Source organism: Chitinophaga qingshengii, assembly GCF_014529935.1.
Lineage (GTDB): Bacteria > Bacteroidota > Bacteroidia > Chitinophagales > Chitinophagaceae > Chitinophaga > Chitinophaga qingshengii.
The window spans coordinates 1,766,043-1,778,865 of sequence record NZ_JACVFC010000001.1 but is presented as its reverse complement, the minus strand read 5'-3'; the positions used below and the strand labels follow the sequence as shown (position 1 = coordinate 1,778,865).

9 protein-coding genes are annotated in these 12,823 nt (G+C 49.4%); all 9 read left to right on the top strand.

Annotated features, from left to right (window positions below; translation table 11 throughout):
- Nucleotides 1-71: 71 nt before the first annotated feature.
- A complete protein-coding gene (locus ICL07_RS06685) occupies nucleotides 72-1,034 on the top strand; it encodes a polyprenyl synthetase family protein (RefSeq protein WP_188087142.1) in 963 nt (320 codons plus the stop codon).
- A gap of 67 nt (nucleotides 1,035-1,101) precedes the next feature.
- The gene (locus ICL07_RS06680) at nucleotides 1,102-1,680 is read left to right on the top strand and encodes an RNA polymerase sigma factor (RefSeq protein ID WP_188087141.1); all 579 of its coding nucleotides are present in this window, start codon (nucleotides 1,102-1,104) and stop codon (nucleotides 1,678-1,680) included.
- A gap of 71 nt (nucleotides 1,681-1,751) precedes the next feature.
- Nucleotides 1,752-2,915 carry a FecR family protein gene (locus ICL07_RS06675; RefSeq protein ID WP_188087140.1) on the top strand — a complete coding sequence of 388 codons (1,164 nt, stop codon included), beginning with the start codon at nucleotides 1,752-1,754 and terminating at the stop codon, nucleotides 2,913-2,915.
- A 263-nt stretch (nucleotides 2,916-3,178) separates the two neighbouring features.
- A complete protein-coding gene (locus ICL07_RS06670; RefSeq protein ID WP_188087139.1) occupies nucleotides 3,179-6,538 on the top strand; it encodes a SusC/RagA family TonB-linked outer membrane protein in 3,360 nt (1,119 codons plus the stop codon).
- A gap of 28 nt (nucleotides 6,539-6,566) precedes the next feature.
- Complete coding sequence (locus ICL07_RS06665; protein ID WP_188087138.1) at nucleotides 6,567-7,970, top strand: RagB/SusD family nutrient uptake outer membrane protein; 1,404 nt, start codon at nucleotides 6,567-6,569, stop codon at nucleotides 7,968-7,970.
- A gap of 31 nt (nucleotides 7,971-8,001) precedes the next feature.
- The gene (locus tag ICL07_RS06660; protein ID WP_188087137.1) at nucleotides 8,002-8,736 is read left to right on the top strand and encodes a DUF4843 domain-containing protein; all 735 of its coding nucleotides are present in this window, start codon (nucleotides 8,002-8,004) and stop codon (nucleotides 8,734-8,736) included.
- Between the two features lie 4 nt (nucleotides 8,737-8,740).
- The gene (locus ICL07_RS06655) at nucleotides 8,741-10,417 is read left to right on the top strand and encodes a PKD-like family lipoprotein (RefSeq protein WP_188087136.1); all 1,677 of its coding nucleotides are present in this window, start codon (nucleotides 8,741-8,743) and stop codon (nucleotides 10,415-10,417) included.
- A gap of 5 nt (nucleotides 10,418-10,422) precedes the next feature.
- Nucleotides 10,423-11,589, top strand: coding sequence for a thioredoxin family protein (locus ICL07_RS06650; RefSeq protein ID WP_188087135.1), 1,167 nt, complete (start codon nucleotides 10,423-10,425; stop codon nucleotides 11,587-11,589).
- A gap of 8 nt (nucleotides 11,590-11,597) precedes the next feature.
- Nucleotides 11,598-12,791, top strand: a complete 1,194-nt coding sequence (locus ICL07_RS06645; protein ID WP_188087134.1) for a CE1 family esterase — start codon at nucleotides 11,598-11,600, stop codon at nucleotides 12,789-12,791.
- Nucleotides 12,792-12,823: the final 32 nt, after the last annotated feature.

The following is a 12,823-nucleotide window of genomic DNA, read 5'->3' as shown; positions in this document are numbered from 1 at the left end:
ATTGTCAAGATGCAGGTTATCTTATCATCTTTATAAAAAAATATATAAGTTCGCCCCAAAATAACAGCGACATGCAATTAGCCAAGGATGTTATTGCAGCGGACATGATCGTCACCGGAAAATACCTGGAAGAAGCGTTACAAAGCCCGGTAGGGATGGTGGACAGGATCACCCGGTATCTGGGCAGTACCAGGGGAAAGCAGCTCAGACCTGTTTTTTCGCTGTTATGCGCCCGTTTGGGAGGAGCGTTGAATAGTGTCAGTTACCGTGCCGCTGCCATGGTAGAAATCCTTCATACCGCTTCCCTGGTACATGATGATATTGTAGACAACTCTGCTAAAAGAAGGAACGCCTGGTCCATCAATGCGCTCTGGAAAAGCCGTGCCGCTGTTTTTACGGGTGATTACCTTTTTATTAAAGCCGTGCAGCTACCGTTACTCAACGGTGATTACAAAACGCTGCAGATTTTTTCACAAGCCATAGAACAAACCATTTCAGGAGAGCTGGTCCAACTGGGGAAAACCCAAAAGCTCAATTTCAGTGAAACTACCTATTATGATATCATCCGGCAGAAGACCGCCACCTTATTGCGGGCTGCCTGTGAAGCCGGTGCTGCGTCCACTTTCAGCGATGAGCAGCTGGTTACCAACATGGGACTTTTCGGCGAGTATGTGGGTATGGCTTTCCAGATAAAAGACGATTTATTTGACTATGGCAGCAGTGATGTTGGTAAACCATTGGGGAATGACATACAGGAAAAAAAGATGACCCTGCCGTTGATATATACGCTGAATCATTGTGATGCCGCTACCCGGAAGCAGTTGCTGAAGATCATCAAAGCGGGAGAAGTGACGGAAGGGGCGATGGACTTTATCCGGACAACCGTGGAGGAAGCGGGTGGTTTTCAGTACGCCATCGAAAAGATGTTATTATACCGTCAGCAGGCGCTGGACATCCTGAATACGTTTCCGGATTCGCCTGTTCGTGCTGCCCTGGAGGCTTTGGTGGAATATACCACCGAACGTAAATACTAAAGGGGGTTGTGTTTTATCTCTTTTTGCGCTACTTTAGCGGCTTCTTATCATTTTTGGCGGCAATTTATTGGAACCAACCATCGATCATACAACCATTCCTGCGCTGGTAGCACAGGGAGACCAGGCTGCGTTTACACAGCTGTTTCTCCGCTACCGCGATCTCGTGTACACCACAGCCTACCGTGTCACCGAATCCGCTGTGGAAGCGGAGGAGATTGTGCAGGACGTATTTATGAAAGTATGGGCCATCCGGGAGGAGCTGCCGGCCATTATTAACCTCGAAGCCTATATTTTTACGATTGCCCGGAACTATACGTTTAATGCGTTGAAACGGCTTTTACGGGAGCGGGAACGCACCGGTTTATGGCCTTCTGATGGTGGTCTCCCGGCTATATCGCCGGAAGCTGCCGCCAATGCTGCGGAGTTTATGCGGGTATTGCAGCAGGCCATTGAGCAGCTGCCACCCCAACAGAAACAGGTATACCTGCTTATCCGGGAAGAGGAGCTGACCAAAGCCCAGGTAGCCGAAAAAATGGGGATCTCCCCTAATACCGTCAAAAGTCATTTTGATGCCGCGGTAAGAGCTGTCAGAAGCTATTGTGCGCCTTACCGGAAACTTTCCACCTTCTTTTTCCTGCTGTTCTAAAAAAAATTTTTCACTTCACTCACCAGTTGCCCTGTTTGCGGTTGTCTTAAGTATAAACCGACCATCCACCTATGCACGAGCGGCTGTTACTGTTATTTGATAAATATTACCATAAGACTATTTCCCCTGCGGAAAGGGAGGAGCTGTTTGCATTGATGAATGATCCTGCCTTAGAGGATACGCTGAAGACACTGATATTGGACAGCTATACCAAAGGGGGACAGGTGGAGATGCCTGCTGCCGCTTCTACAGCGGTGCTCAATGCTATTTTGGGTACGCCGGCGCCTACACGCCGGACTATCCCCTTACGATGGCCCATGGCTGCTGCTGTTGTCTCGCTGTTGGCCGTAGGCGCGTACCTGTTATGGCGCCCGCACCCTGCCAGAAGGCCGGCGCTCGCGCGGCAGTCAGTCCCGGCTACTGTCCACGCTAAAGATACGGACGTAGCCATGCTCACCCTCGCCGATGGCCGGCGTATTCCGTTGGATAGCCTGATGACCGGCGCCGTAGCGGAAGATGGGGGAGCGGATATTGCCTTTAAAGACGGGCAGCTTTCGTATAGTCCTGCCGGTAAGCAGTTGGGCACCGATGCGTTTAACGTGATTCAAACACCGCGGGGAAAACAGTTCCATGTGGTGCTGGCCGATGGTACCCGTGTATGGCTGAATGCTGCCACCACGCTTCGTTTTCCTGCTGTATTTGCCGGTAAGGAAAGGATGGTGGAGGTTACCGGCGAAGCTTATTTCGAAGCGGCCGGAAAAGCGGAAGTCCCTTTCCGGGTAGTAGTACCCGGCCATGCGTCCATCCAGGTGCTGGGAACTCAATTTAACGTCAACGCCTATCCGGAAGGCAGCAGTGTAAAGACAACTTTATTGACCGGCGCCGTGAAAGTAGCTGCTGCCGCATCGCCAGACGCACCGGTGGTACTGTCGCCCGGCCAGCAGGCCCGAGTGCAGGACGCCCGTAAAATCACCGTGGGTAAAGTGGATACCGACAATGTGATGGCCTGGCGAAACGGCATTTTCAACTTTGAAGGCATGGCATTGAAAGAGGTGATGGCCGAACTGGCCCGCTGGTATGATGTGGAAGTGGTGTACGAAAAAGGGATACCCGATATCCGGTTTTTTGGTGAACTGGGCCGCAGCTTGCCACTGGCAGATGTTGTAAAAGCATTGGAAGATTCAAAAGTACATATCAGCATGGAGGGGCCCCGCCGATTGGTGGTCATGCCCTGAGATATTTTGTTATTTATTCATTTAGGTTATTTGTTCATTATTAAAACAACCAGGATCTAAGTAAGCCGGAACAAAAAAGCCGACAGTAGTGGAGTACTGCCGGCCGGAAGATCCGGCTGATCTGACATACCGTTTCAAGGAGTCATTATTTCTCAACCAAATCAATGCAATTTATGCAAAAAAATCCCGATTGTCACCGGGCCTGCGGGCTGCCTCCGGGGCGGCCCAGAAGGCGACGGCCAGTAACCAAAATTCTGTTCGCAATGAAATCAACCATCGCCCTGTTGACAGTGGCTATGATGCATGTGCATGGAACAGGTCTTTCCCAGACAGTTTCGTTCTCTGCACGGCAGGCATCTCTTCAAAAGGTATTTAACGCCGTAAAAAATCAAACCGGATATGTGGTATTTGGTAATGCTGCAGTGCTGGAGACAGCCCGTGCGGCTTCGCTGGATGTACACGATATGCCGGTCGCTGATTTCCTGCAGCTGGTCCTGAGAGATCAGCCCCTTACGTTCCGCATTGCGGGTAAAAACATTATTATCTCCGAAAAAACAGCCGCTGTTTCCGCTGTTTCAACCATGGCGGTGGAAGCCGTGGCTCCTCCGGATTCCATAAGGGGCGTGATCCTGTCGGCCCAGGGGACCCCGCTGCCAGGCGCTTCGGTACGGGTAAAAGGAGCCAATATCGGTGCTGTCACGAATGCGCACGGACAGTTCTCCCTGAAGAATATTCCCGAGCATGCCGTGCTCACCGTTTCCATGATGGGCTATGAACCGATGGAAATACGGATCAGCAAGAGCGGTAACAAATACGCCGCTGCCGCAGTGGAGCAGCGTCAGGCCGCTTCGTTGAAAACCGGCGCCGGGCCTTTCTCCATAACAGTAAAACTCCAGGAGTCTGTTGGTCAGCTGAAAGAAAACGTGGTGACCGGCTACTTCACTAAAACACGCGAATCTTTTACCGGTGCTGAAAAAAGCATGAGCGGTCAGGAGATACGCCAGGTTGGTACTGCCAACGTATTACAGGCTATTTCCCTGCTGGATGCGGCAGTATCCCTGAAAGAAAGCATGGACTTCGGCTCCGACCCCAACAGGGTACCGGAGATCACGATCCGTGGTGAAAACAGTTTCGACCTGCGCGGTTCAGCCGATGACGGTAAAACCAATCCTAACAGTCCGCTGTTTATCCTCGATGGGGTAGAAGTAGGAGCAGAGCGTGTATACGATCTGGATATGAACCGTATCGAAAGCCTCACTATCCTGAAAGATGCCTCCGCTACTGCATTGTACGGTTCCCGTGGCGCCAACGGCGTGATCGTGATCCGCACTATCCGTCCGCAGGCTGGTGAAATCCGCGTTTCGCTCAATGCCAATTATATGGTGTCTGTTCCGGATCTGCGGGATTATAACCTGATGAATGCAGCGGAAAAACTGCAGTTCGAAAAACTGGCCGGTAAATGGACCGATAAAAATAAAAGTTATGATGGGCAGTTGAACCTGGATATCGAATACAACGAAAAATACAAGGAAGTACTGAGAGGTGTTAACACTTACTGGCTGAGTAAACCGCTCCGTACGTCTATCAACCAGCGTTACAATCTTTATTTTGAAGGAGGGGATAAACATTTCCGGTATGGTATTACCCTGCGTAACGATAACGACCGTGGTGTGATGAAAGGTTCCGACCGTAAACGCAATGGCATCGGTATCACTTTTAACTACGATATCGGGCAAAATTTCCTGGTACGTAACGACCTGTTTGTAGATGAAGTGGTGGGGCATAACTCACCTTATGGTTCTTTCGAGATCTTTGCAAAAGAGAATCCGCATGACCGCATTTATGATGATAACGGCAACTTCATTCAGCGACTGAGCAGTGGCCGTGATAACCCGCTGATCAATGCTACCCTGCCGCAGAAGGACTTTAACAAGTACGTGGCTATCCAGGACAACTTCAGTATCGACTGGCGTATCATTCCTGCGCTGCGCCTGCAGGGCCGTGCCAGCCTTACCAAACAGCTGGAAAAATCTGAATACTACCGTTCACCCTTCTCCAGCGAATACGCCACCGAAGAAAAACCGGAGAAAAAAGGAGAGTACCGGAGTCTCAACACCGAATCCCTGAATGTGGATGGTAACGTGACGTTGGCATACAATAAAATCATCGACAGACATGTATTTAATCTGGGTGTAGGCGCCAATGCACTCACCAACTTTAAAGAGGGTGGTGGTTTTGCCGCCACCGGGTTCCTGAACGATGATATGACGTTTGTGGAATATGCCGCACAGTTCAAGGAGAATTCCAAACCTTCCGGCGTATTTGATAAATCGCGGATGATCGGCTTTTTCGCCAACCTCAACTACGGGTATGACAGCCGTTATTATATCGATGCCTCTTTCCGTACAGATGGTTCCAGCAAATTTGGCCGTGATTCCCGTTTTGCGCCGTTCTGGGCGGTGGGTATGGCCTGGAATGTGAATAAAGAACGTTTCTGGGGAGCTAATACCAACACCCTGAAAATACGTGCTTCCGCAGGTAGCACCGGTACCGTGAATTTCTCTTCCAGCCAGGCGCTTACCAGTTACCGCTATAGCCAGAACAGCTATTACAATGGGGATCTCGGCGCCCGCCTGATGGGTTTCGGTAACTCATCCCTGAGATGGCAGAATACCTTATCGTATAACGTAGGTGGCGACCTGACCCTGTTCCGCAACTTCCTCCAGGTTAACGTAGACGGGTATATTAAAATTACCGATAACCTCTTACTGCCTATTGACGTAGCCCCATCCACCGGTTTTACCAGTTATGTGGAGAACATGGGTCAGATGAAAAACAGTGGTGTAGACGTACGTGTACGTATGAACCTGATCCGTGACACGAAACGTAACTTCAACTGGAGTGTTACCCTGGCGGCTGTGAGCAACCAAAACAGGATACAAAAGCTCTCCAACGCATTACAGGCGATGAATGCTGAAGCCAACAAAGATTCCGCTGCTTTTGGTCCCCGCCCGCTGCGTACCTATGAAGTAGGCCGTTCTCAGAGCGCGCTGCTGCTGGTGCGTTCTGCCGGTATCGATCCGGCTACCGGCAATGAAATTTATATTAAACGGAATGGTGAATATACTTTCGATTACGACTATCGGGACAAAGTGTTGGTAGGTGATACCCGTGCTACCGTAGAAGGTAACTTCAGCTCCAATCTTAACTGGAAAGGATTTAATCTGCTGGCTATCTTCTCTTACCGGGTAGGTGGAAAGATTTTCAATACCACGCTGAAAAACAAAATAGAAGGGGTGAAGGCTTACGACAACGCCGACAGAAGGATATTGTCCGATCGTTGGCTGGAACCGGGCAGCACCGCCAAATACAAACGAATCGATGATGAGTCACCTACTTATCAGACTACCCGTTTTGTACAGGACAACAACCTGCTGTCATTGTCTTCCCTCTCACTGACTTACGACCTGCCTATGAATCTGGTGCGGAAGATGAGAGCAGAGAGAATCAGGCTGCAATGCTCCGCTACAGAGCTGATGCGGTTATCTACCGTGAAGGCGGAGCGGGGAACAGTGTACCCTTATGCACAATCATTTAATGGTGGTTTCAATGTCACTTTCTAAATCTTTATCATCCTTTAAATATTCACACATGAAATCCAGGCTTTTGATACTGGCCATGCTGATGCTGATATTTTCATCGTGTAAAAAATGGCTCGATGTTGATCTGATCAATCAGGTGGATGAAAACAAACTGTTTAGCCGGGAACAGGGTTTCGTAGATGCCCTGGCCGGCTCTTATAACCAGATGGCGGAACGGGAGCTCTATGGCCGCAAGCTGAGTTTTGAAATGCTGGACGTGCTGGCACAATACTATAGTTATAATGGTATTGGGGTGGAGTATAAACAAATGCGGGATTATCAGTACAAGGATGCCGCTGTACGGAAGGAGATAGACGATGTGTGGAGAGACCTGTACAGTAATATCGCGGCTGTCAATAACATTATCCGCTGGGAACAGAAAAATGGCAGCGTGATGCGTCCCAATATCCGGAAAAAGGTGCTGGGAGAGGCACTGGGGCTCAGAGCTTACCTGCATTTTGACCTGATGCGGTTATTCTGTGAAGACATCAAGTTTAATCATCTCGCAAAAGGTATTCCCTATAACAAACAGTTCGGCGTGGCGTTACCGCCGGCCTATACACTGGCTGAATGTTACCAGCTGGTGCTGTCCGACCTGGAAGCTGCCTGGGACAACCTGAATGAAGCAGATCCTATCAATAACAACGTTCCTTATTTATCTGCCAATAAAAATATGGCAGACAGAGATGTGGCACGCATGAATAAATACGCGGTGCGTGCGCTGATGGCCCGTGTTTACCTGGCTAAAGGCGATAAGGTAAATGCCATCCGGTGTGCAAAGGAAGTAGTGGATTCCCACAAGTTCCGGCTGCTGGACTTTAAAACCAGTATTGATGTAGATGATAACAAAAAAGATATTCTCTTCTCCGATGAACATATCTTTTCCCTGCGTAGCGACTCTATTCCGGATTTGTCTGCCAGGTTGCATTTTGAAACCAAAAAGGGGAACGCTACCGAATTTGCGAAACTGCCTTTCGGCGATGCTTCCGGCGTTTATGGTGCCAACATGGATGATGCCCGTTACCAGTTTTGGTTTGACCTGGGTAAGGTAACAAAGTACACCCGCATTAAAATGCCGGTCTTCTCCCCGAAAATCCCGCTGATTAAACTTTCCGAAATGTACCTGATCCTGGCGGAGGCTTCCTATGATATAGACCGGGACCAGGCGGCAGTATACATTAACACGTTGAGGCGTGCCCGTATCAGGAATGTATCTGACTGGCATTTCATCAGCCGGGATAATATTTTTGAAGAGATGATCCGGGAGTTCCCTGGTGAAGGGCAGTTGTTCTTTGCCTATAAACGGCTGAACCGCGCTATCCGCAATACTGCCGGCACGGGAGATATAGAGCCGTCCAATACCATTTTTGTATTGCCGATCCCTGATAAGGAACTGGAAAACGGAAACCGTTAACATGATTTTCTGACCGCTATCAAAAGAGCAAATGAAAAAACTGACCATCATATGTGGGTTGGCGTTATTAGGCGCCGCCTGCACGAAAGAAGCCGGTCTTACCTATACTGAAAAAGATAAGATCTACTTCGTTTACAGCTACTTGTACTATGGAAAAGTAATTGAGTACGATAAAGTGCTATTCTCCTTTGGAAAACATCCCGATGATATTATCAGGGATACCGCCAAAATTCCGGTGCGGGTAATGGGGCAGCAGGCTGCAAAAGACCGGCAATACCACTTTTCCATCGATAAAGATTCCACTACAGCCAAAGAAGGGGTGCATTATGAAGTGTTGAACCCACAGCAGACTTTTGGGAAAGGGCTTTTTACGGATACCCTCCGTGTTGTGGCGCTGCGCTCACAGTTAAGCAGTAGTCATATCAAGCAGGAGAATGCCCGGCTACGGCTCCGTATGGAGAGCAGCGACGACTTTGACAAGGGCACTACCAGAGGCGCGGTGATCGATCTTTATATCAACAATTACCTGTCGGAACCCAAATGGTGGAAAAAATATGAAGGTTTCGGCCTGTCTTATTACCATCCGGAAAAATGGAAGATACTGATGCAATTCCATCCTTCCTTCAGGGATGAGAATGCTGATTATCCGATGGACGCGAACCTGGTGGGAACCTACATCTCATCGCTGAGGAGTTATCTGGCGAATATTCCTACTTATGATCAGGAAACCCATGCGAGGGTATTAATTGACAAACTTGTTCCATAGCATCATGAAAAAGATAAAACTATTATCGGGCATGTTCCTGATTGCAGCGGCAGTATCTTCCTGCTATAAAGACAAAGGGAACTACGAATATAAAGAATTGAATGAAGTCTCGCTCAAAGGGCTGGAAGCCCGCTATGAGCGCGATCAGGACGATTCATTGAATATTAGGGTGGAGCTGTCTGGTACCCAGTATGCCGACGATTCAAAGTTCAGCTACGCCTGGGAACTGGCGAGAAATATCATCTCAACAGAAAAAGACCTGAAGCTGAAAGTAAACCTTTCCATTGGCGAGCACCTGGGGCGTTTTGTGGTAACCGACAAAAGCAACGGCGCCAAAACTTATTTCCGTTTCAGTTTACGCGTAGCCTCTTCTACTGCCGGCGATCTGCTGGTGGTATTGAGCAACTACAACGGCGCCGCAGAGTTATCCTACAAACGCCTGGATAAAGAAGGCAACTTCGCCGTTAACTACTACCAGCAGCGTTTTGGCCAGTCACTGGGCACCAACCCGCGTCAGATCGCCATCAATTACGTGTATGTAAAGAACCAGATACCTTTCACGGATGTGGCCACACAAGGCAGTGTACAGGTATTAACAGCAGAAGGATTGAAAATCCTCGACAAACATGCCATGGGACCGAAAGACGGCCTGGATTACATTACAGCAGCGAGCTTCACCAATTTGTTGCCACCATACCCGGCGCCGGACGTATCCGGTTACAAACCGGAGTATGTGTCTTACCAGCAAGACATGTGGAACCATAACCCTTATGGTGGTATAAACCAGTCGGGCCGTCAAAACCTGATATCCGGTGGCGCGCTGTATTTCAATGTAATGGACGGATTTACCCGCAAGATGTCTGTGAACCAGAAAGCGGACAATAATGGTTACCTGGCACCGGCGATGTGTTACGCCTCTATCGTCAATGCCCAGCAGACATCGCCGACGTTAAAAATGCGTGGTTACGATGTGTCCAGCTATTTGTTGTTGTTTGACAATACTAACGGTAAGTTCCTGTACAGCAATTATGGCTCGCGTCCATTAACGATCCTCGACAAAGACAACAAGGAGTATATGCCCTCCTACCCAGGCTATAAAATGATTTATGCCTCTCATACTTCCACGCCCAATAAATGTGTGGCCATCCTGCATAATGGCAGTAAAACCAAGCTGGTTTACCTGACAGTGCCAGGTACCGCTACACAGCAGACGACCATGCCATTTGCCGTACTGGGAGAAGTAGAAGTAAGCAACAGCCTGATCAACCAGGACAGCCGCTTTTATATGATGCGTTACGCCCCTTATCTGTTGTTTAGCTCCGGTAGCCGTGTTTACCGGTATAATGTACAGGGCATACAGACCGGCGCTGTTCCCGGTGATGTGATTGCAGACCTGGGCAGTATGGGATATAGCAACGATGCTACTATCAAGGCGTTTACCGTCTCCCGTACGGAACAGAACCTGCTGATGGCGATATCCCGCTATGGCGCTACCACCAGTGGTGATGGCCCGTTGCGCGGAGATGTGATTAAAATGTTGTTTAACAATGCCACTATCAGTTTGAAGTTCGATCAAAAGTATGAAAGCGTATCCGGCAACCCGGTAGACATACAGATCAAATACCAGACCCACCTGCGGGATGGTGTGAACGCAAACGGTGTATTGGTTGATAAAATCTGATTATCATGAAAAAGATACTGATCATAATAGCCCTGTTTTTTTCAGTGGCTGCCTATGCCGGCAACGGTCTTCGTTTTTCCCATATCAGCTGGAAGGAAGCGCTGCAGCAGGCTAAGCAGGAGAAGAAACTGATTTTCATAGATTTTTACACGCAATGGTGCGGCCCCTGCAGGGTGATGGCAGATGAGGTGTTTGTAACACGCGCTACCGGCGATTTTTACAACGGTCATTTCATTAACCTGAAAATTGATGCCGAGACGCCGGAAGGTAGTGAACTAGCCCGTAAATACGGAGTGAAGGTATATCCTACTTTCGTTTATATTGATCCGGCTACAGAGAATGCCGTGCATTTTTCCACCAGCCGGCAGGATGAAGACATCTTCCTTTTCACCGGCGCTTCCGCGCTGAGCAAGGATAAAAACTCCGTATACCTGTACGAACGCGAGAAACAGGGCGCCGCTGACGCCGACTTCCTGTATAACATGGCTTATTACCTCTCCAGTATTTATCAGCGCGATGCCGCAGATAAAAAACTGCGTCAGCTGATAAGCCTGAAAGGACAGGACCTTGGCAACGCCAGGATCTGGGAATACTTTACCCGTTTTATCAAAGACCGGCAACATCCGCTGAGCCAGGAGTTGCTGCGCCAGCCGGAGAAATACAGCCGCCTGTATGGTCAGGAAGAAGTGGGCGAACAAGTGTATGCCTTATACCGCTGGGAGCGTGATGTCGCGGTATTGCAGCAGGCACCTGCTTTTGAAGGCCGTGCTTACCTGGTGTCCAAACTCCGTTTCGAAGAAGCGATGAAAACAAAGGACTACCAACGGGCAGGCCTACTCGCAGATAGTATGTTCCTGCAGGCAGGTAGCCGTAATAAGGAACTGTGCGGCGATCTCGACTTTATGGTAAGGTTGCGTGATGACAACACCACCATGCCGGCCGCGCAATTGGCCGTGCTGACGAAGCTGGCGCAATATGCCGCCTATAATGTACCCAACCGGGAAGATGGTATTGCGCATTTTAACTATGCCCGGATACTGGAATACATTATCCGTCAGCAACCGCAGCAAGGGGCAGCGCTGATCGCTCCCCCAGCTATCGGCGCCGGGGAATATTCTTTAAGACCGCAAGGACTGTTAGCCAAGCCGGTCAAGACAAAAAACACCAAATAGCTTTGTCCATGAAAAAATATATTTATGTACTGGCCTTTGCCGCAGGATTGTTGTCCTGTACAAAGGATACCAGTGTATACACACCACAGCAGAAAGAGCAGGTACCTCCCGGTGAACTTTTTAATCCGGATGGTCCTGATAAATGGCCTGACGGCATGCTCCGGACTGGTATCAACAGGATAGTATTAGACGTACCTATGCCTACCGGCGAAATGGTACAAAGGGTGTTTAAATACTACCTGCCTGTTTCTTTGAATCCACAGAAACCAATATCCCTCGTATTTAATTTCCATGGCAGTTATACCTATACCGCAGGGCAGGCGCCGCCGGACCCGATCCTGAACGTGACCAACCAGGACCCGCTCAACCGCCTGGCTGATACTGCCAATGTGATTACGGTATTCCCGGCTGGTACCGTAGAGCCGGGAGCGGTCAACTGGCAGTTCTCCGAAAAGCACATCCCTTTTGTGAAAGCGATGATTGCGTATTTTAAGGCCGCCACACCGACTATAGATCCCAACCGGATCTACACCTGCGGGCATTCCAGCGGCGCTATCTTTTCGTTTGTGCTGGCCCGTGAGATGAGCGATGTATTCGCTGCCGCCTGTCCTGTATCCGGACAGATGAAACTGACCGATTTCAGTGCGCCCGTGAGAACAACCGCCGTACGCGCTTTTAACGGTCAGAAAGACGCTACCGTTAATCATGCTGCCGCACTGGACAATATCCGGGTATGGGCTGATGTATTGGGCGGTTTTTATCCGAAAGACAGCATCAAGAGTCAGACGGCTATTGTAGCCGGTAACTATACGCTGTTGCCCATCAAATGGGGTGGCGGTAATGGTAACATCGAGTTTTACTCCATTCCGGAAGCGGATCATGGCATCAACTGGAATAACATCATTACCTATATGTGGGAGTTTATGCGCGCTAATCCGCTGAATAAAGCTACCGGCGCTTATGTAGGGGTGAACCAGAACAGTCTTTCTTTTACGCCTGGTAATACGTACAACATTCCGGTACGCACTGCCCGCAACGTGACAGTAAGAGTGGCTGCTGCGCCATCTGGTTTTAACGTAAGCGTGATGGGCGGCAATCTGCAGATAGAAGCACTTGCCGGTGCGGTGAATGGTAAGATTGTGCTGGAAGGCGCCGCGAATGGCGTTACCCAAACCACGGAGGTGAGCCTGACGAAAATTTAAAAGAGATCATCGGTTGTATCCGGGGATGGCGT